An 18,784-nucleotide genomic window follows, 5' to 3' on the forward strand; every position below is an offset into this window, starting at 1 on the left:
TTGCCTAACTTTAATATTAACGAGAGAATATTAAAAATTATAAGGAGTTTTATTAATCTTTCATTAAGAGGCTTTATTTTACAGCTGAAATGGTGAATTCCCAGGGGATATTCTCGTTATCCCACCCGCGGTGCTCTTCAAATTTTTTCAGCTTAAAGCCTGGTGCAATGACAGAATTGATTATTTCACTGAGGGTGTAATAACGGACAGATACATCAGGGAAATTGGCTTGTTCTTGCCTGGAAAAAGCTTGCTTAAAAGCTATATCTCCACTACGAATCTCTTCATCAAAATAGGCTGGATGAAGCAAGTATTGGCCATTTGCCCCTTCGACGATGCATCTTTTTATCGGGTGGAAATCACTTAAAATTAACAAGCCGTCTGTTTTTAGTAATGAATAAAGAAGGCTTATAAAGCGATCTAGGTCATGAAAGTAGTGTAGGATGCCGCCTTCAAGGTAAAGGATGTCAAACTGTCCGCCATATTGTTCTTGATTAATGTCGTAAATATCTGTGACCACATAGTCGATGTTGGTTCTGGCGCATTTGGCCAGTTCAAGGGCGTATTGCCTGTTTTCCTCTGAAATATCAAAGACCGTTACTTCAGCCCCCAATAAGGCAAGAGGCACAGCCTTTCTTCCATTTGATCCACAAAGGTTTGCAATTTTTTTGCCGGTAATATTTTTGAAAAAATTAGAGTGCTTTTTTAACTGGGCTTCGGGGTCTTTAAGGATCCGGCAGGCCAAGTCATTAGGTTGACCAAAGCTTTTTACCCAAAATTCATAAGCCCGATGTTCCCAGGCTTTTTTGTTCTGTACACTTGCTTCACTGGTGCTCATTATTCATCCATTCCTCCTCTCGCTTCATAACTGTTCGTTAAGCCCGGAGATTTCCTTTTCTGAAAAAAAAGAACGCTTATCACAAGCGTCCTCCTACAGCATTTGATTGGCGATTTCGATCATCTGCTTTTGGTGTTCCTCATCGGAAATGTTTTCATTGTTATAGGCTATGGAATAGTAGATGTCGTCTTTTTCGAAGATGAGGGAGTTTCCAATATGGCTGCCGATTATGCCGTCTGCTAATTTTACCTCGTCACCAGCTGGTTCGCTGTACTCAACTTTGAAATTGTGGACGGAGATTGTGAGGGCGATTTTATCTTCTTCCTTTTTTGACACGGACATAAAGTCAACGCGCAATTCCTTGCCGTCGTGCTTGAAGTCTTCAATTGACATCATTTTTAGCGGCATGGCGTCAAAGGGCAGGTTTTCAGGGAGGTTAACTTTAAACGGGAGTGCATCCAGGCCTTCCTCCAGCGAAGGTGCTTCGTAAACCAGAGGGACACTTTCTAATTCCGATTCGGTTAAGACAAGATGGGTCGTATCAAGCGTCCCGCTGGCTTTTTCCTGACAGCCGGTTAAAAACAATCCAAATATGAGGGCGGTAAATATGATTTTTTTCATTCTCTGCCTCCGTTTCCTTTTTACTTTTATACGGGTAGGAATGGAAGGAGGTTTCATATTTTGTAAAATAAAGACAAAAGGCCTGTGTGGAATCAGGCCTTTTGGTTTACGCTAAAGTGCTGGGTTATTTCAGAAAGGGACTTAGCAAGTGTGTTGAGTTTTAATCCAATCTGGTCGGTATTCTCCATCTGCTGAATCTGGATTTCGCTTGCTGAAAGCATTTCTTCTGCGCTGGCCAATGTTTCCTGCGACACGGCTAAAAAGCTGTCAGCTTCTTGCGCCAGGTGTGGCAATGTTTCCTCTAGGTTTTCAAGCTCATCCTGCATCGAGTGGAGCTTTTGGCTGACGCCGGAGATCTCCTTCATCAGCTCGTCGAACGAGTGGCGGGCACTGCTTGCCATCGTTAAATTCTTTTTGATTTTCGTATGCATCAAATCGAATTCTTCGGTGGCGCCGGCTGTTATTTTTTCCATATTGGTGATTGCCTGTGAAATTTCTTCCGTCGTTTTTGCTGACTGCTCTGCAAGGTTCCGGACTTCATTTGCCACCACCGCGAAGCCTTTTCCTGCGTCACCTGCCCGCGCTGCTTCGATTGAGGCATTCAGTGACAGGAGCCTTGTCTGGTCTGCGACTGCTTGTACCATGCCAACCAGATTGGTAATGGATTTGGCGTATGCTTTTACCTGATGGATAGTATTGTTTAGCTGCTTGAAATCGGCTTCGAACGTGTGTGTGGTAGTGATGAGCTGCCCGATGTTCCGGTCACCAGTGACAGCTGAATCATTCATCGCGGCTGAACTGCTGGACACACTATTCATATTGGATAAAATCGCTTCAATCATTTCGGTCATATCCTTAAAGCTTTTTACACTTGACTCTGAGCTGGCGGCGGTCTGTTCTGCACCTAGTTTCACTAGATTAATAGCGGAAACAAGCTGCTGGCTGCTGGCCAGGGTATTTTGCGAGGAATCCTTCAGCTCATCACCGGTACTTCCAAGCTCATTTGTCGTTGAAGTCAGCTCCCGAACCATTCGCATCATTTGCTCAATCATGCTATTGTAGCTTTTTTGCAGCGAAACGATTTCCGGAATGGTTGTTTCAATCGCAGGGGATATTTGCAGACTTCCTTCCCGGGCAGTCCGCATCGTGCCTCTGAGCTGATTCAGCGGTTTCGTGATTTTCCTTACAAATAAGGTGAGGAGGACCGTTGCCGCGGCCATGCTGATGACAATGACTGCGATCGTAAAATAAAGCATCGAGTGCACCGGCTGCATGTATGTATTAGTTGGAATCAGCAGGACATAGATTCCATTGATTTCTTTCATTTCCTGAAAAGCAATTGTATGGTCCGAGCCGTTCACTTTTGCGTGAATGACCCCAGTTTTAGCTTTTTGAATGGTATCGATCGTTTCCTCGGAAAAAGTGTTGCTGGATTTCTGGCTCACCTTAAAAGGAGTTGCTTTGCCATCCGCAATATAGTAAAAATCAGAGGAAATCCCGTCATTCTTGAGTTTCTTTTGCTGTGAGCGGACATTCGCCTCAAGCTGCTGCCTGAAATAATCCTCATCACTCACATAGACAAACTTCAAATTCTCCGCTATATAGCCCATGATTTCTGCTTCGCGTCCCAGACGGCTTTCGATAGTATCGATTGCCATGTTTTTCGCTTTTATGTAGGAACTGGCCCCTGCCGATACAACTGAAGCAATCAATAAAGGGAAAAATAGAATAAACAATCGGGAGCCGAGACTGAAACTTCCTGATGAACTTTCCTGAGTGATCTGTGACTGGATACTGCTCGATATCTTATCCTTCAAAACCAAGACCTCCAATATCTAAAACTATCTTCCTATAGGAAAATTATACTAATCGTGTGTAAAGTAGATGTTAAGGTTTCGTAAAACTATCAAATTATTTAGCATTACGAAAAAAATGATTGCTGTCATGCTGGCAGAGTTTTAAAATATGGTAATAGAATGATAGAGAGAAGGATTAAGCATGTGGGTGGCAGCAGCATTGGTAACGACCTTAAGCTTTGGAATGAATAATACGATTTTCAAGTGGAGTACGGGGCGCGGATTGTCGAAGGTACATATTCAATTCTTTTTTTACTTGATTGCTTTTCTGCTTACATTGACTTATGGAATTTCAACGGATTCAATCCAATTCAGTATGCTCGCAATCGTCCTTGGGGGATTGATCGGGGTATTGAATGCCAATGGCAATATACAAATGTCGAGGGCGTTTGAAAAGGGGCCAGCAAGTTTAACGTCGCCGCTGGTTGGGGCGAATGCCATCTTTCCAATCCTTGGGGCAGCTGTGATTTTCAATGAACATATCAGTCTGCTGCAGTGGCTTGGAATTGTATTTATCCTTGGGTCGGCCATTATGATTCAATATACTCCAGGGTCCACGCGTACAGAGGAGTACGGTCCATGGTTATTCCGTGTGATTTTGGCTATATTGTCCTTTGGTACGCTAGGAATATTAATGAAAACAACTTCTTACTTACATATCAGCTCGCTTAATACATTAATTTGCATGTATGGGGGAGGAAGCATATATCTGGGGATCACTTCTATCCGGGAAAAAGAGAACTGGCAGCGGTCCGAAGCAAATATCGGCTCACTTGTTGGTCTGGTAAGCGTAATCGGGTACAGCTGTTACTTTTATGCCCTGCAGGTGGGGACAGCCAGTATTATTTTCCCGATTGTCAGCCTGAACTGCCTCGTGGTAGTCCTCGCGGGCTGCTGGATTTTCAAGGAGAAACTGCGGCTATATCAATTCATTGGCATCATTTCGGCCGTGCTCGGGATTATTATTACAAAGATATAAGCAAGAATTTAGCACTTTAAAGCGTCGGGGGTCTGACCCCCGGCGCTTTAAAGTGCTAAAATGGGGGTGGAGCTCAAGATTTTTATGGGCGTCATCTGCTTTTGAACGGGTATACTTATTAGGAAGAAGATTACATTAATGATTATGAATATGGTACCTAGTGACATAGAACGTTGAATTATAAAGGAGGTTATCCTATGACAGAGCAAAGCAATGCTGGCTGGAATTTTGACAACAGTTATGCGCGATTGCCGGGTATATTTTTTACAAAGCAAAATCCTACTCCGGTCCGCGAACCGAAACTGGTCATTTTTAATAGCACTTTGGCAAATGAGCTGGGACTTAATCCAGAAGCGCTGAACACCACAGAGGGCGCAGCAGCATTTGCAGGGAACCAAATTCCTGATGGCGCCGAGCCGCTTGCCCAGGCATATGCCGGACATCAATTCGGCCATTTCAATATGCTCGGTGACGGGCGGGCGATTTTGCTTGGCGAGCAGATCACTTCAGCTAATGAAAGATACGATATCCAGCTGAAGGGGCCGGGCAGGACGAAGTATTCACGAGGCGGAGATGGCCGTGCAGGACTCGGGCCGATGCTGCGTGAATACATCATCAGCGAGGCGATGCATGGGCTGGGCATCCCGACGACTCGCAGTCTTGCCGTAGTCACGACTGGCGAGCAAATCATCCGGGAAACGATGCTGCCGGGGGCGATCCTGACCCGTGTGGCAGCCAGCCATCTGCGCGTCGGGACCTTCCAATACGCGGCGAACTGGGGAAAGATTGAGGACCTCAAAGCACTGGCTGACTATGCGATCGAGCGCCATTACCCGGAGCTGAAAAATGAAGATAACCGCTATCTGCAATTCCTGAGAGAAGTCGTGAAGCGCCAGGTCTCCTTGATCACCAAGTGGCAGCTTGTCGGCTTTATCCATGGTGTCATGAACACGGATAACATGACGATCAGCGGCGAATCGATCGACTATGGTCCGTGCGCATTCATGGATACATTCGACCCGGCGACGGTCTTCAGCTCGATTGACACTGAAGGCCGCTATGCTTTCGGCAATCAGCCATATATCGCCGGCTGGAACCTGACCAGGTTCGCGGAAACGCTATTGCCGCTGATCCATGAAGAGGAAGAGAAGGCAATCGAACTTGCCGAGAATGTCCTTTCTGAGTTCCCTGAACTGTTTGAGGGATACTGGCTCTCAGGCATGCGTGCGAAACTTGGTATTTTTAATGAGGAAAAAGAAGACAAGAAGCTCATTTCCGAACTTCTGAACCTGATGCATAAGCATAAGGCGGACTATACGAACACCTTCCGCTCGTTAACCGCTGGCAAGCTGGAAGGGCAGGACTTGTTTGCTTCAGAAGGGTTTTCGCAATGGAACGAACGCTGGGAAGCAAGGCTCGGAAGGCAGGAGGAATCGAAGGAAGCCTCACAGCAGCTGATGCGCTCCAGCAATCCGGCGATCATCCCGCGCAACCACCGGGTAGAAGAAGCGCTGGATGCCGCTGTCCAGAACGGCGACCTCAGCGTGATGGAAAAACTGCTGCAGGTTCTTGCCGATCCGTTTGCTCATTCGGAAGAACAAACGGAGTTCTGCGCACCGCCGGCTCCGACAAAACTTCCGTATCGAACTTTTTGCGGAACATAATCAGAATTCAAGCACGCTGTCTCATTTAAGAGGCAGCGTGTTTTTAATTTGGAAAAAACAACCTTTTTATTTCTATAAAAATCGCATTCTTTTATATACTGGTAACAGGACGCTTTTTCAAAAAGGATGATGATGTTGAAACACTTAAAGGAAGAGGATTTTAAAGAGTTATACTGGATCGCAAATGACCGTTTGCATCCTGGTGCAATATCAGTCTGGTTTTTGGTGACGCTGGTGATGAGCGGCATACCGGCCCTTCAATATAAATTAGTGTATAACGAAATGGGCACTGCCATGGGAGAGAACTGGATTTTGCTGAAGGATGTTTTGGTCACGCTTTTCCTGATCCAGCTGTTCATGGCCTTAATATTCCTGATCCCTTATGTGATGTATCACTTTCAGCGGCTGCAGGCGGTCTGGCTGAACTTCGTTGCCATCAAGGTATCGGTCGACTTTTATGCCACGCTGCTATTGATGTACATTGATGGCCAGGTACCGATTGAGACCATTTATTATGTACTTTCCATCATTGGAGCAGGATTCATCTTTTTCATTTTAATGACATTGAGGGGAATACGCCGGGCGAAAAATGGGGAGCTCCGGTCTGGCGGGAAGCTCCTGTACGACTTTCAAAATAAGCCCCTTTCAAAAGTCATCGCCGCAGTTCTCGCTGTGTTCATCCTTGGCGGCCCGATTGCTGCGCATCTCATCGGCTACGGCCCGTATCTGTATGGAACTGTATTGATGGCCATCGTCCAATTCGGTATCGGAGTGGGTTACCCGGAATTTTTTCTGCTGATGTACTGCAAGTTTAGATTTCCTGGCTTCATCATCGAGCCTGAAAAAAGGGACAGACAGAACACCAACAATACTAAGCCTAAGGTGGAGAATCACGTTTTAAGCCGATACGCCATCAGTGCCCTGACAGTGCTTGGAGGAATGTTCATCTACACGCTTATCGGAATGGCGATAGGCAGGCAGGAGCTGCCATTGTCGGAAACAATGCCGATCGTCTTCTGGTTCAGCGTGATTGTCTCGGTGCCAATTACTCTGGTTTGGAGCTGGATCGCACGCCTCAGGCAGAAAAATGCTATGAAAAGGTAGCGGTTTGCTAGGTGGCAAAATCGTATGCCAAATGAAACTTTAGAATCGGAGCTTGGAATCATCTCAAGCTCCTTATTATATTTTTTGGCTCTGTTAATGCCGAATGTTGATCTTTAAACCCTGTTGATTGTAGAGGAAGGCGCGCAGACTCCTTCGGGATGAAGCGGGCAGGTGAGACCCCGCAGGAGCAAAGCGACGAGGAGGCTCATCGCACGCCCCGAGGAAAGCGAAGCGCCTGGAACGAAAATCAACAGCCTAGCTTAACAGAGCTTATTTTTTAAAACCCTTATAAAAAGTGTAATAAATACAGCACTTGATTCGACTAATTCATGAGTGAAAAATCGGAGGGGAAATGGAGTTGACCTGCTGATGACTAGCAGCATCATTTCTGAATGGTTTTATTTGTACAACAAGGATATATATCATTTCTTAGTTTATTACATCGGGTCAGGCGATGTAGAAGATCTGGTGCAGGAGGTTTTTATCCGTGCCATTAAAGGCATTGATACCTTTCAAGAAAAATCGAGCCCGAAAACCTGGCTTTTATCGATTGCGCGAAATGTAGGGATAGATGAGATAAGAAAAAGGAAGCGGCTAAGTGTGAAGACAGCGACTTTGTTCCAGGCTGAACAAAAGGATACGGAAACCCCTGAGGATATCCTTCAGCTGAATGAAAATAACAGGCTCCTATATCAAGCGATCCAATCTTTAAAAACAAATTATCGTGATGTGGTCATCCTTAGAGGAATTAAAGAACTTTCCGTAGCTGAAACAGCATCGGTTTTAAATTGGAATGAAAACAAAGTCCGAACCACCTATCATCGGGCGTTAAAATCACTGCAGAATGTAAGGGAGGATTTTCTCAATGAAAAATAATGAGAAATTCAGTGATTTGGAGAGAGAAATTCGTTCATTGCCAAAACCAGATTATGGACAGAAGTTTCCTAAAGAGACCCAGGATCTCATTCATAAGAACATCCTGCAATTTGCGAGATCTTATGAAAAAAAGAAGGGAAGAACTGCTCTGATGAAGAAGATTTCTGTAGGTGTTATGAGCTTTGCTGCAATTGTGCTTTTTGCCGTACTTGCTATTTCAATGAAGGATGACCGTCCCTTAGCTCCAGGTTCAAACCAACAAGGACAACAGACCGAGCATCCTCCTGTAAAAGATGATAACAAAGTGGATGATGATAAAAAGCCTTTGGATCAAAACGAAAAAGATGATAACTTACCAGAAACGATTGTTTATGAAAATGCAGAATACGGCTTCACCTTTGCACTGCCAACAAGTTGGGAAGATTACCAGATCGTAACGGATTCGTGGGAAGGAGTCACTCCTGAGCAACAACAGGTTGAAAACGGTCCAATCCTGTCAATCAGGCATCCTGAATGGAGTGAGGAAAAACCAAAACAGGATATCCCGATCATGATCTTTACCCTTGATCAATGGTCCTCTCTTGAAAAAGACGAATTTCATATTGGTGCCGCACCTGTTGGCCCGACAATGCTCGGACAAAATGATCAATATGTTTTCGCGCTTCCAGCAAGATATAACTTTGCCTTTCCAGACGGATATGAAGAAGTTGAGAAAATTTTAGAAGGCAAGCCGCTGCAGCCGAAAGATGTAAACCGAGAATAATACGCATACGATGCCGATTCTAATATGGATTAACTTTTAATAGGCTCTATTATATCCCAATGTTGTTTGCCACCTCCTGTTGATTGTAGTGGAAGGCGCGCAGACTCCTTCGGGATGAAGCGGGCAGGTGAGACCCCGCAGGAGCAAAGCGACGAGGAGGCTCACCGCACGCCCCGAGGAAAGCGAAGCGCCTGGAACGAAAATCAACAGCTTTATTACAAACCCTACTCAATAAAAAAGCTGAGAACAGGGATTCTTTTAAAAAACAGCCATATGATTAAAGAAACAGATCCTGAAGGGGATGGAATGGTTATGCAGCGGATAAAATGGATGGTCCAGCTTTTCTTAAGAGAGCCTTTGTGGTTTAAAATCCTCATTCTTGCCACTCTGTTCATCTCGATTATATTTAGCAGTTCAGCCCTTTCGGATCAGGCTTATTTTCAAGGTGCCTCTAAACTATCTGCGGCAATATTCTTTTGTGCCTTCGGTTTTAACATGAGGAGGAACCGCAAAGTATCTGGCGTTTTCTTTATTTTAGCTGCTGTCTGCATTTTTTTAGCAATCGGATCATTTTATTAAATCTTGAAGCCCAAAAGGACTCGGATCCTTTTGGGCTTTTTCAGCTTTATATGCTGCCATTCAGTTCTTTTTGAAAAAGTTCAATAACTTCCTCAATGCCCAGCACACCAAGGTTTCCATCTTTCCGTTTCCGGACGGCGATGGATTGGTTCTCGACTTCTTTATCACCGATTACGAGCATATAAGGGATTTTATGTTTTTCAGCCTCGCGGATTTTGAGTCCCATTTTTTCAATCCTGTAATCGACTTCCACGCGGATCCCGGCTGCTTCTAATTGAGATTTCACGTGTTCAGCATACAGTGCATGGGCATCTGAAATCGGGATGATTTTTGCCTGGACAGGCGACAGCCATAGAGGGAAGCCGCCGGCGAAATGTTCAATCAAAATTGCCATGAAGCGTTCGACTGATCCATAGATCGCTCTGTGAATCATGATCGGCTGATGAAGCTTATTATCTTCGCCTACATAAGCGCAGTTGAACTTCTGCGGCATTTGGAAATCCAATTGAACAGTCCCGCACTGCCAGCTTCTTCCGAGTGAATCGAGAATATGAAAGTCGATTTTCGGACCGTAAAATGCACCGTCACCAGGATTGATCTGGAAGTCCGCGCCTGTCTTTTTCAGGACAGATTCCAGTGCTCCTTCCGCCTGATCCCAGATTTCCTTTGACCCCATGAATTCATCTGGCCGTGTAGATAATTCAATCTTATAGTCAAAACCGAAGTGGGAATAGAATTCATGAATCAGCACAAGGATTTTTTCAATCTCTGACTCAATCTGGTCGGGCCGCACAAATAGATGGGCATCATCCTGAGTGAAGGAGCGGACCCTCAGCAGTCCATTCAGTGAACCGGATAGCTCGTGCCTGTGCACCAATCCAAGTTCCGCAAAACGGATCGGCAATTCGCGGTAGCTTCTCCGCTTGCTGTTGAAAATTAAAATCGCACCCGGGCAGCTCATTGGCTTTATCGCATAATTTTGGTTATCTACATTCGAGAAATACATATTTTCATGATAATGATCCCAATGGCCTGACTGCTCCCAAAGTTCCTGTTTCATCATGATCGGAGTTTTGATTTCCTGATAGCCTGCCCTTTGGTGCTTTTTTCTCCAGAAATTTTCAAGTTCATTCCGGACCACCATGCCATTGGGCAGGAAAAAAGGCATCCCTGGCGCTTCCTCCATTGATATGAAGAGCTCAAGCTCCTGACCTAATTTTCTATGATTGATTTTTTCAGCTTCTAATTGATTAGCCATCTTTTTTTCCTCCTGATATTTATTGATATAAAAAAAGACCACACCCATCCCTGACATAGGGACGAATGTGGTCGTGGTGCCACCCTAATTCCATAAAACACGCGGAAGACGCATGCTTTATGCTCAAGTAAAATAACGGTTTTAACCGATTAAGGATACTATGATTCCCCTTAATAGCTCCAAGGTGGTAAATCGTCCGCTTTTCTTCAGGGCTTTCAGCCGGTGGCCCTGATCTCTGAAAAAGAAAATTGCAGGATGATTCATGTCCTTATCAACGCTTGCCTATATAATTTTATCCAAATAAAAAACGCACCCATCCCTGTGATAGGGACGAGTGCGGTCGTGGTGCCACCCTAATTCCATAAAACACGGCGAAATGCGCATGCTTTATGCTCAAGTAAAATAACGGTTTTAACCGATTAAGGATACTATGATTTCCCCTCAATAGCTCCAAGGTGGTAAATCGTCCGCTTTTCTTCAGGGCTTTCAGCCGGTGGCCCTGATCTCTGGAAAGAAAATTGCTGGATGATTCATGTCCTTATCAACGCTTGCCTATATAATTTTATCCAAATAAAAAACGCACCCTTCCCTGTAATAGGGACGAGTGCGGTCGTGGTGCCACCCTAATTCCATAAAACATGCGTAAGGCGTGTTTTATGCTCAAGTAAAATAACGGTTTTAACCGATTAAGGATACTATGATTTCCCCTCAATAGCTCCAAGGTGGTAAATCATCCGCTTTTCTTCAGGGCTTTCAGCCGGTGGCCCTGATCTCTGAAAAAGAAAATTGCTGAATGATTCATGTCCTTATCGTCGCTTTTATATAGAATTGCAATTTGTTTTTTATGATTCTAATACATAATTTGGCAAGGGTCAAGAGCGTTTTGAAATTTTTAGAGGAGAAGTGTATATAGTTTTTGGGAATTTATGCCTGAGTGTTACAATGGAATAAAGGTCTTTTCTATAAATCAATGAGGGGGAGAAAATAATGACCATGCTTAAAAGTGAAATGTGGGAGTGGGCGAAGGCGATTTTTATTGCGATTCTGCTGACCGTGATTGTCCGTACCTTTTTCTTTACACCAATAGAGGTGAAGGGTGCATCGATGAACCCTACTTTGCAGAACGAGGAGCGGCTGATTGTTACCAAAATTGGCGAGCCTAAACGGTTTGATGTGGTTGTTTTTCATGCAACAGAGGAAAAGGATTACGTCAAGCGTGTGATCGGATTGCCAGGCGATACGGTGGAATATAAGGATGACACCTTGTACATAAATGGCAAGGCCTATCCAGAGCCATATCTGGATGAATATAAGAAACAGGTCATCGATGGACCGCTTACCAACTCATTCACATTAAAGGATACTCCATTACAAAGTGAAGTCGTTCCTGAAGGTCATCTGTTTGTCTTAGGCGATAATCGGAGAAAAAGCATGGACAGCCGCCATATTGGTGCAGTTCCGATAGAAAAGGTAGTCGGGAAAGCTGAGTTTGTGTTTTATCCTTTGGCGGAGATGAAAATGATCAACAGCTGGGAATAAAGTCCAGATTGGACGGGCGTGAACGAAAAAGGGCAGTGGGATCCACTGCCCTTTTTTATGACCCAGGGTTTTCAGCGTTTCCGCTCTCTTTAACGTGTTTTGGCTTTCCTCGAGATTAGAGTTAACAGGGCGAATATGATCGTTGTGATCAGGAAAAAGACGGTTCCCAGGAAACCCATAATGGCAAAAGAAGTTCCTCTGTCCATCTCATCTGGCGCAGCAAAGTAATTGCCTAGATGCCATGTTATGAAACAGATAAGCAATAAAGTGATGGAAAGCGGCAATAGCCTGAATTTTTTAATCATCGAAATGCCTCCAAAAATCTCCTCTATTTGTGTATTACCTATTCCTCATAACCGTTATAAACCCATCCAAAATCTGATGGCTCACCTTAAAGCCCTTGCCCTGGTAAAATTGCAGTGCCGCATCATTGCCATTTGAGACGTAGATGAAGAGATCATCAATATCTTCGAAAGTGTTCAGCCATTCCATCGAACGGTTAAACAGCTCGGAGCCGATGCCCATGCTGCGATAGCCTTCTTTTATGTAAAATTGCGACAGGCAGCCAACGTCATCTTTTTCAACTGAATCCATATCAAAAAAGGTAGCGAATTCATTTGAATAGACTTCCTTCGGTGATATATTGCTGTACACATAGGCGACAATTTCATCAGCATCCTTAGCGACAAGGATAAAATTTTCCTTCGCATTTTTTACTGAAGGAACGAGCCTGGTCTCAAAGTTCATGCTGTCGAACAGCTCGGGGCGAAAGTGGGCAAGCGATTTCTGATATGCCATCAGCTCATTCACAAGGTCCTTGATGCAGCTGATTTTTTCCGCGGGAATCAATTCGTATTGGATACTCATTTTCAGCGTCCTCTCCAAAGCTTGTTTGATAGAATTATAGTGGACTTTCGAATACGTGCACAAGTGCAAAAAGCACGCCTTCAGGGAAGGGGTGCTTTTTCACTTATCAATATCATTCTTTGTCGTCATTAAACTTATCCAGCATATTGATCGTTTCGACCAAATGGTTGTTGAAAATCTGTCTGGCAACCGCCAGCAGGTCGACGATCATCGGGTCACGAAGAGTATAAATCACCCGGTTACCTTCTTTTGTCCCGGTGACGATGTTTTTTCCGCGCAGAATCGTCAGCTGCTGGGAAACCGCAGACCCTTCACTGCCAGCAAGGCTCTGGATTTCGTTGACGCTTTTATCTCCTTCGGCCAATAGCTCGAGAATTTTTATTCTGAGAGGATGAGCCAGGGCTTTGAAAAATTCTGCTTTGAATTGCTGCATCTCCAGATTCAATCGGATTTCCTCCTCTACATTACTAGAACGTTATTAACTTTCCCCATGCTTCACTATTTTTGGAACACAAGAACCGTCCCTATGTTCCACAGTATCAACTTCCCCATGCTTCACTATTTGGAACATGAGAACCGTCCCCTTGTTCCATCGACAGGGAGGTGCATTCTTTGAAGGCGAAGTGTTTGCAGCCGAGGCATTTATTTTGGTCTAGCTGCTTTAAGCCATAATTGATGGCATCTCCTGTGTGGTCAAAGAAGTGGTTGTGGCCAATTTTTTGATATAGGCCTGTTTTTTCTAAAACCTTCTTAGGCTGTGGTTTCATGCCGGATATCAGCACAATTCCCTGCTTGGAAAAGTGGCGGACGATACTTGATAAATGGGCTTCACCTGTTGTATCCATGAACGGAACCCTTCCCATCCTTAACAGAAGGATTCTGGGTTTGTAATGGATCGTTTCCATGATGGTCTGTTCAAAGGTCTGGGCCGCACCGAAAAATAATGGGCCTTCCACATTATAGATGCTGATTTGCGGGCAATCGTGGGAATCCGAAACAACTTCGGGCTGGACTTTTTCCTGCCGGCTGTTTGGATTCGGCAATGCCTTCGCCGTTACCATTATATCACTCATCCGTTTAATGAAAATCATCACCGCTAAAACGAGTCCTGCCTCGACAGCCAGTGTCAGGTTGAAAAACACAGTCAACAAAAAGGTGATCAAGAGGACCAGTGTATCCTCGGTTCTTGTTTTTAGCATATGGAAAAAAACATGCCGTTCACTCATATTCCAGGCAACGATCATTAATATCGGCGCCATGCTGGCCAGCGGGATTTTTGAAGCGTATGGCGCAAAAAGCATTAACACTAAAAGGACCACAATCCCGTGAATCACACCGGAAAGAGGAGAGGCTGCGCCGTTTTTAATATTGGTAGCCGTCCTGGCGATTGCCCCTGTTGCGGGGATGCCGCCAAAAAGAGGGGTGATCATATTGGCAATTCCCTGGCCGACTAATTCTCTGTTGCTGTTGTGCCTGCTATTTGTCATCCCATCGGCCACGACCGCTGATAGCAGCGACTCAATCGCGCCAAGCATGGCAATCACAAATGCCGGTCCCAAAAGCATTTCAATCCGGTCCATTGAAATATGTGGTATCGAAAATTTTGGCAGCTCGCTTGGAATGTCCCCAAAGGTCGATCCAATCGTCGCCACATGCTGCGGGAAAAGCCAGCTTGCAACCAGTGTTGAAGCAATCAGGCCGATCAAAGGGCCGGGAACCTTCGGGAAAAGTTTTGGTGTCATCAGTACCGTGGCCAGACAAATCCCAGCTGTAAGAACACTATAAAGATTGATTGTATCGAGATGGCTGAATATTTCCTTCATGTTATCAAGAAAGTATTCATGCTTTTTGACTCCGGTCAGACCGAGGAAATTGGCGATTTGACCGGTGAAAATAATCACCGCGATTCCCGAGGTGAACCCGATCGTCACGGGCCTTGGAATGAATTTTATGAGCGAACCCATCTTCAATAGGCCCATCAATACCAAAATGATTCCCGCCATGAAACCGGCGATCAGCAAATTTTCAAAGCCATAGGTCATGACAATTCCGAACAAGATGGGAATAAATGCACCTGTTGGACCGCCAATCTGATACTTTGAGCCTCCAAGCAAAGAAATCAGGATCCCGGCAATAATCGTCGTGTAGATTCCGTGTTCAGGTTTCACTCCTGAGGCAATCGCAAACGCCATCCCCAATGGAATCGCAATCACACCAACCACAATCCCGGAAATAAGATCCTTTTGAAAGGACTGAAAAGAATAATTTTTATACCTTCCGCTGCTAAACTTTTTGCTTTGCATTTGTATCCCTTCTTATTTTTAAATATTTGTATCTCTGATTATTTGAATATACATGAATTGAATTTACACCCGCTTGCTGATGATGTCAAAGGGATATTTTGCAAAAGGATCTAATCTAATACTTTGTACTTTGTGGCTATTCTAAATACTTTTTGAAAAAAATCTCCCATTTTCTAAAAGGTTTATTAAAAAAGGCTGTTGATTTCCGTTCCAGGCGCTTCGCTTTCCTCGGGGCGTGCGGTGAGCCTCCTCGTCGCTGCGCTCCTGCGGGGTCTCAGCTGTCCCGCTGCATCCCGAAGGAGTCTGCGCGCCTGGAACGAAGAGCAACAGGATCCTAATTCAACATCGGTGAACATCGGTGAAGGTAACAAGCTTTGCGAAAACAGTCTTACAAAAAGGAGAGAAACTATAAAAGTCGCAGAGGAGGCTGCTTCAGGATAAAGGCGGGAATCTATTTTTCTTGCCCGATAGTAATCCCGGATATATGATTTGTATAGGTATTTGACAAGAAAAGGGGCCGGATGATGGAGTTAAAGAGGATTTCCGCTGAAGAATTATTTGAAAAAGTGCAGAAACAGGATCAGGTAATGCTTTTAGATGTTAGAGCTGAGGAAAAATACAGGGATTATCATATTGAAGAGGCAGCGATTGAGAATTTTAACATTCCAAAGAATTATATTTTTGAAGGCAATGAAGAAGCGCTTGGGGAGCTGCCAAAAGATAGGGAAATCATCGTGACCTGCACGACCGGAAATTCAGCAGCGAAGTGCGCAGGCATCCTGGCGGAAAAGGACTATAATGTCGTTGTGCTTGATGGCGGAGTGACTGCGTGGAAAGATTATCTGGAAACGAAAAATAAGTAAAAGGCGAATAATTTTAGTTTAATTCATAGTATTCGTTCGTTTTTAATCTGTATTTTTAGCTTGAAGATTCTAAATTTGGTGTTATAATGACTATAACTTAATAGATTCACTCATATAATCGCAGGGATATGGCCTGCAAGTTTCTACCGGATTACCGTAAATGATCCGACTATGAGTGAGCAATGCAGGGACCGGTTTTTTCCAGTCTCTGATTGCCTGCAGCTTGTTTTATACAGCCCAAGGGCCATTGCTTCACTCAGTTTATGATGTGAATGCATGGCTTTTGGGCTTTTTGTGTTCCCGAAGCCTTCATCTACAGAGGAGGAATTACGATGGAACTGCTTATTGAAAAAATAAAGAACGAAGGTAGCGTCCTGTCATCATCGGTGCTGAAGGTCGATTCGTTCCTGAATCACCAGATCGATCCGCAGCTCATGCTTGAAATCGGCAAGGAGTTTGCCGGGCGCTTCGCCGGGTGCGGGATCACGAAGATTTTAACGATTGAGTCTTCCGGAATCGCTCCTGCAGTGATGGCGGGCCTCCAGTTAAACGTGCCAGTTGTTTTTGCACGAAAAAGAAAATCTCTGACTCTCGTAAATGACTTGATCACAGCGTCTGTCCACTCTTTTACCAAGGGAGAAACGAATGAGATTTCTGTGTCGGAAAAATACCTATCCGAAAACGATACAGTAATGATCATTGATGATTTCCTTGCCAACGGCCAGGCTGCGCTGGGCCTTGCAGAAATAGCCCATAAGGCGAACGCCGCTATTGCGGGTATCGGGATTGTCATTGAAAAAGGGTTCCAGGAAGGCGGCAGCCTGCTCCGTAATCAAGGCTATCGCGTTGAATCATTGGCCATTATAAATTCGCTTGAAAACGGAACAATCAGCTTTGAACATTCAGCAGAGGGAAAGGTGGAAGTATGATGAAACAGAATCCATTCAAAATTGCTTCGCTGGGAATCCAGCATGTGCTTGCTATGTACGCGGGAGCGGTTATTGTTCCGCTGATTGTTGGCGGGGCGCTGGGATTGACGGGAGAACAGCTAACGTATTTAGTTTCAATCGATATTTTTATGTGCGGGATTGCGACGCTTTTACAAGTATGGCGCAATAAATTCTTTGGAATCGGCCTCCCTGTCGTATTGGGCTGTACCTTCACTGCTGTTGGACCGATGATTGCGATCGGCGGGCAATACGGGATTTCCGCCATCTATGGTTCGATCCTTGTCTCGGGTATTTTCGTCGTAGTGATTTCAAAGTTCTTTGGAAAGCTGGTTAAGTTTTTCCCGCCGGTTGTGACTGGATCTGTCGTAACGATTATCGGAATTACCTTAATTCCTGTTGCGATGAACAATATGGCAGGGGGACAGGGAAGCCCTGACTTTGGTTCGCTTTCAAACATTGGCCTGGCATTCGGCACATTGCTGTTCATTATCGTGCTGTTCCGCTTTTTTAAAGGATTCATCCGCGCGATTGCGATTCTATTGGGACTCGCTGCCGGAACAATCGTTTCTTATTTTATGGGAAAAGTAAATTTCGCAGCAGTAGCGGAGGCTTCATGGTTCCATATGCCTTCACCGTTCTATTTTGGAATGCCGACCTTTGAGGTAACAGCGATTCTGACGATGATCCTCGTAGCGATGGTTAGTTTAGTAGAATCAACTGGCGTCTATTTTGCGCTCGGAGATATTTGTGAAGAAAAGCTTGAAGAAAAAGACCTTTCAAATGGTTACCGTGCAGAAGGACTAGCGATTATCCTTGGGGCCGTTTTTAACGCATTTCCTTATACAACCTATTCTCAAAACGTCGGACTCCTTCAGCTGTCCGGGGTCAAGACAAAGAATGTCATCTACACAGCAGGCGCGTTCCTTGTGCTGCTTGGCCTGGTACCGAAGATTGGCGCGTTGACGACGATCATCCCAACGCCGGTGCTTGGCGGAGCAATGGTTGCCATGTTCGGCATGGTCGTTGCCTATGGAATCAAAATGCTGAGCAAGGTAGAGTTCGCTTCACAGGAAAATCTATTGATCATTGCATGTTCAGTTGGGATGGGGCTGGGCGTAACAGCTGTTCCGGAACTGTTCGCGCAGATGCCATCAAGCATCCGTATCCTGACAGATAACGGAATCGTGGCCGGCAGCTTAACGGCGATTGCGTTAAATCTAGTATTCAATGTTTTTAAAGGTAAAAAAGTGGTGCCGCAAGCTTCGTTCGCAGAGCAAAAAGCATCCTGATTGTGCAAAAATAGTTGAACACCCGCCCCTATAGCTCTATCCTAAAGAAAGAGGCTTATGGGAGTGTGCAGAGGCTATGAATAAAAAAGAATTAGAATATAAGATTGTAGAATTGAAAGATGAATACTTACAGCTCCAGCATAATCTTGAAAAAGTGGAGCTGGTAAAAGGGAACCTTCATCCGCTCGAGAAACGCCTGGCGGAGATCGAAGGGGAACTGAGCCAGCTGAACCAGATGCTGCGGGAAATGTAGGGTGATGATAAGCCAATTCCTTTTATGGGGATTGGTTTTTTCTTTATTTGTAAGAATTCTAGATGCTGCCCATGCGGTTTACCAAATTTAGGAAAGGACTCGCTGTTTCAAGTTTGCTTCTAGCCTTTCTTTTTAATTATAGGCTTTGGTATTTACCAGATTTGAAAAATAGACGGACAAAT

General features: G+C 44.7%; 18 protein-coding genes, 1 riboswitch and 3 other annotated features. Of the genes, 10 read left to right on the top strand and 8 right to left on the bottom strand.

Annotated elements, in window-relative coordinates; all coding sequences use genetic code 11:
• Positions 1-73: 73 nt before the first annotated feature.
• From AC3EBE_RS01150 to AC3EBE_RS01160, 3 genes are all read right to left on the bottom strand, one after another.
• Positions 74-838, bottom strand: coding sequence for a class I SAM-dependent methyltransferase (locus AC3EBE_RS01150; protein WP_488593206.1), 765 nt, complete (start codon positions 836-838; stop codon positions 74-76).
• 93 nt (positions 839-931) lie between these two features.
• Positions 932-1,459: a hypothetical protein gene (locus AC3EBE_RS01155; protein ID WP_488593207.1), complete on the bottom strand. Its 528-nt coding sequence runs from the start codon at positions 1,457-1,459 to the stop codon at positions 932-934.
• A 92-nt stretch (positions 1,460-1,551) separates the two neighbouring features.
• Positions 1,552-3,276, bottom strand: coding sequence for a methyl-accepting chemotaxis protein (locus tag AC3EBE_RS01160; RefSeq protein WP_488593208.1), 1,725 nt, complete (start codon positions 3,274-3,276; stop codon positions 1,552-1,554).
• Positions 3,277-3,457: 181 nt separating this feature from the next.
• On the opposite strand from AC3EBE_RS01160, the gene AC3EBE_RS01165 reads away from it, so the two are divergent.
• The 5 genes from AC3EBE_RS01165 to AC3EBE_RS01185 all read left to right on the top strand — a co-directional run bounded on the left by AC3EBE_RS01165 (position 3,458) and on the right by AC3EBE_RS01185 (position 8,701).
• The gene (locus AC3EBE_RS01165) at positions 3,458-4,294 is read left to right on the top strand and encodes a DMT family transporter (protein ID WP_488593209.1); all 837 of its coding nucleotides are present in this window, start codon (positions 3,458-3,460) and stop codon (positions 4,292-4,294) included.
• Positions 4,295-4,491: 197 nt separating this feature from the next.
• Positions 4,492-5,958, top strand: a complete 1,467-nt coding sequence (locus AC3EBE_RS01170; protein ID WP_488593210.1) for a protein adenylyltransferase SelO — start codon at positions 4,492-4,494, stop codon at positions 5,956-5,958.
• 135 nt (positions 5,959-6,093) lie between these two features.
• Entirely contained in the window at positions 6,094-7,062 is a 969-nt protein-coding gene (locus AC3EBE_RS01175; protein ID WP_488593211.1) for a hypothetical protein, read from the top strand.
• Positions 7,063-7,431: 369 nt separating this feature from the next.
• Complete coding sequence (locus AC3EBE_RS01180; protein WP_488593212.1) at positions 7,432-7,938, top strand: RNA polymerase sigma factor; 507 nt, start codon at positions 7,432-7,434, stop codon at positions 7,936-7,938.
• Positions 7,928-8,701 (top strand): hypothetical protein, encoded by a 774-nt coding sequence (locus AC3EBE_RS01185; protein WP_488593213.1) that lies wholly within the window; start codon positions 7,928-7,930, stop codon positions 8,699-8,701. Before AC3EBE_RS01180 ends, AC3EBE_RS01185 begins: the two co-directional genes overlap by 11 nt.
• A gap of 625 nt (positions 8,702-9,326) precedes the next feature.
• On the opposite strand, the gene thrS is transcribed toward AC3EBE_RS01185, so the two are convergent.
• On the bottom strand, positions 9,327-10,538 hold the full coding sequence (gene thrS / locus AC3EBE_RS01190) for a threonine--tRNA ligase (protein WP_488593214.1): 1,212 nt from the start codon (positions 10,536-10,538) through the stop codon (positions 9,327-9,329).
• A gap of 54 nt (positions 10,539-10,592) precedes the next feature.
• Positions 10,593-10,822 (bottom strand) — a binding site (T-box leader).
• A 39-nt stretch (positions 10,823-10,861) separates the two neighbouring features.
• Positions 10,862-11,092, bottom strand: a binding site (T-box leader).
• Positions 11,093-11,131: 39 nt separating this feature from the next.
• Positions 11,132-11,360 (bottom strand) — a binding site (T-box leader).
• A 165-nt stretch (positions 11,361-11,525) separates the two neighbouring features.
• Here thrS and lepB point away from each other — a divergent pair.
• On the top strand, positions 11,526-12,077 hold the full coding sequence (gene lepB / locus AC3EBE_RS01195) for a signal peptidase I (RefSeq protein WP_488593215.1): 552 nt from the start codon (positions 11,526-11,528) through the stop codon (positions 12,075-12,077).
• Between the two features lie 89 nt (positions 12,078-12,166).
• Here lepB and AC3EBE_RS01200 read toward each other — a convergent pair whose 3' ends face one another.
• The 4 genes from AC3EBE_RS01200 to AC3EBE_RS01215 all read right to left on the bottom strand — a co-directional run bounded on the left by AC3EBE_RS01200 (position 12,167) and on the right by AC3EBE_RS01215 (position 15,247).
• Positions 12,167-12,382, bottom strand: a complete 216-nt coding sequence (locus tag AC3EBE_RS01200) for a hypothetical protein (RefSeq protein WP_488593216.1) — start codon at positions 12,380-12,382, stop codon at positions 12,167-12,169.
• Positions 12,383-12,416: 34 nt separating this feature from the next.
• The gene (locus AC3EBE_RS01205) at positions 12,417-12,944 is read right to left on the bottom strand and encodes a GNAT family N-acetyltransferase (protein ID WP_488593217.1); all 528 of its coding nucleotides are present in this window, start codon (positions 12,942-12,944) and stop codon (positions 12,417-12,419) included.
• 112 nt (positions 12,945-13,056) lie between these two features.
• Positions 13,057-13,389, bottom strand: coding sequence for an ArsR/SmtB family transcription factor (locus AC3EBE_RS01210; protein ID WP_488593219.1), 333 nt, complete (start codon positions 13,387-13,389; stop codon positions 13,057-13,059).
• A 94-nt stretch (positions 13,390-13,483) separates the two neighbouring features.
• Positions 13,484-15,247, bottom strand: coding sequence for a SulP family inorganic anion transporter (locus tag AC3EBE_RS01215; RefSeq protein WP_488593220.1), 1,764 nt, complete (start codon positions 15,245-15,247; stop codon positions 13,484-13,486).
• 521 nt (positions 15,248-15,768) lie between these two features.
• On the opposite strand from AC3EBE_RS01215, the gene AC3EBE_RS01220 reads away from it, so the two are divergent.
• The 4 genes from AC3EBE_RS01220 (at position 15,769) to AC3EBE_RS01235 (ending at position 18,602) form a co-directional block, all read left to right on the top strand.
• Positions 15,769-16,110 (top strand): rhodanese-like domain-containing protein, encoded by a 342-nt coding sequence (locus tag AC3EBE_RS01220; RefSeq protein WP_488593221.1) that lies wholly within the window; start codon positions 15,769-15,771, stop codon positions 16,108-16,110.
• A 90-nt stretch (positions 16,111-16,200) separates the two neighbouring features.
• Positions 16,201-16,302, top strand: a riboswitch (purine riboswitch).
• 140 nt (positions 16,303-16,442) lie between these two features.
• Complete coding sequence (locus AC3EBE_RS01225) at positions 16,443-17,039, top strand: xanthine phosphoribosyltransferase (protein ID WP_488593222.1); 597 nt, start codon at positions 16,443-16,445, stop codon at positions 17,037-17,039.
• Positions 17,039-18,349, top strand: a complete 1,311-nt coding sequence (locus AC3EBE_RS01230) for a nucleobase:cation symporter-2 family protein (RefSeq protein ID WP_488593256.1) — start codon at positions 17,039-17,041, stop codon at positions 18,347-18,349. Before AC3EBE_RS01225 ends, AC3EBE_RS01230 begins: the two co-directional genes overlap by 1 nt.
• A gap of 76 nt (positions 18,350-18,425) precedes the next feature.
• Positions 18,426-18,602: an SE1832 family protein gene (locus AC3EBE_RS01235; RefSeq protein WP_488593223.1), complete on the top strand. Its 177-nt coding sequence runs from the start codon at positions 18,426-18,428 to the stop codon at positions 18,600-18,602.
• Positions 18,603-18,784 lie beyond the last annotated feature (182 nt).

The sequence above is a fragment of the Mesobacillus sp. genome (assembly GCF_057785455.1).

Bases quoted from the DNA above. Each gene is read 5' to 3' on its own strand.
- AC3EBE_RS01235 (WP_488593223.1), top strand. From the start codon at position 18,426: ATGAATAAAAAAGAATTAGAATATAAGATTGTAGAATTGAAAGATGAA.
- AC3EBE_RS01230 (WP_488593256.1), top strand. From the start codon at position 17,039: ATGAAACAGAATCCATTCAAAATTGCTTCGCTGGGAATCCAGCATGTG.
- AC3EBE_RS01180 (WP_488593212.1), top strand. From the start codon at position 7,432: ATGACTAGCAGCATCATTTCTGAATGGTTTTATTTGTACAACAAGGAT.
- lepB (WP_488593215.1), top strand. From the start codon at position 11,526: ATGACCATGCTTAAAAGTGAAATGTGGGAGTGGGCGAAGGCGATTTTT.
- AC3EBE_RS01165 (WP_488593209.1), top strand. From the start codon at position 3,458: ATGTGGGTGGCAGCAGCATTGGTAACGACCTTAAGCTTTGGAATGAAT.
- AC3EBE_RS01150 (WP_488593206.1), bottom strand. From the start codon at position 838: ATGAGCACCAGTGAAGCAAGTGTACAGAACAAAAAAGCCTGGGAACAT.
- AC3EBE_RS01225 (WP_488593222.1), top strand. From the start codon at position 16,443: ATGGAACTGCTTATTGAAAAAATAAAGAACGAAGGTAGCGTCCTGTCA.
- thrS (WP_488593214.1), bottom strand. From the start codon at position 10,538: ATGGCTAATCAATTAGAAGCTGAAAAAATCAATCATAGAAAATTAGGT.
- AC3EBE_RS01200 (WP_488593216.1), bottom strand. From the start codon at position 12,382: ATGATTAAAAAATTCAGGCTATTGCCGCTTTCCATCACTTTATTGCTT.
- AC3EBE_RS01205 (WP_488593217.1), bottom strand. From the start codon at position 12,944: ATGAGTATCCAATACGAATTGATTCCCGCGGAAAAAATCAGCTGCATC.
- AC3EBE_RS01215 (WP_488593220.1), bottom strand. From the start codon at position 15,247: ATGCAAAGCAAAAAGTTTAGCAGCGGAAGGTATAAAAATTATTCTTTT.
- AC3EBE_RS01220 (WP_488593221.1), top strand. From the start codon at position 15,769: ATGATGGAGTTAAAGAGGATTTCCGCTGAAGAATTATTTGAAAAAGTG.
- AC3EBE_RS01185 (WP_488593213.1), top strand. From the start codon at position 7,928: ATGAAAAATAATGAGAAATTCAGTGATTTGGAGAGAGAAATTCGTTCA.
- AC3EBE_RS01155 (WP_488593207.1), bottom strand. From the start codon at position 1,459: ATGAAAAAAATCATATTTACCGCCCTCATATTTGGATTGTTTTTAACC.
- AC3EBE_RS01170 (WP_488593210.1), top strand. From the start codon at position 4,492: ATGACAGAGCAAAGCAATGCTGGCTGGAATTTTGACAACAGTTATGCG.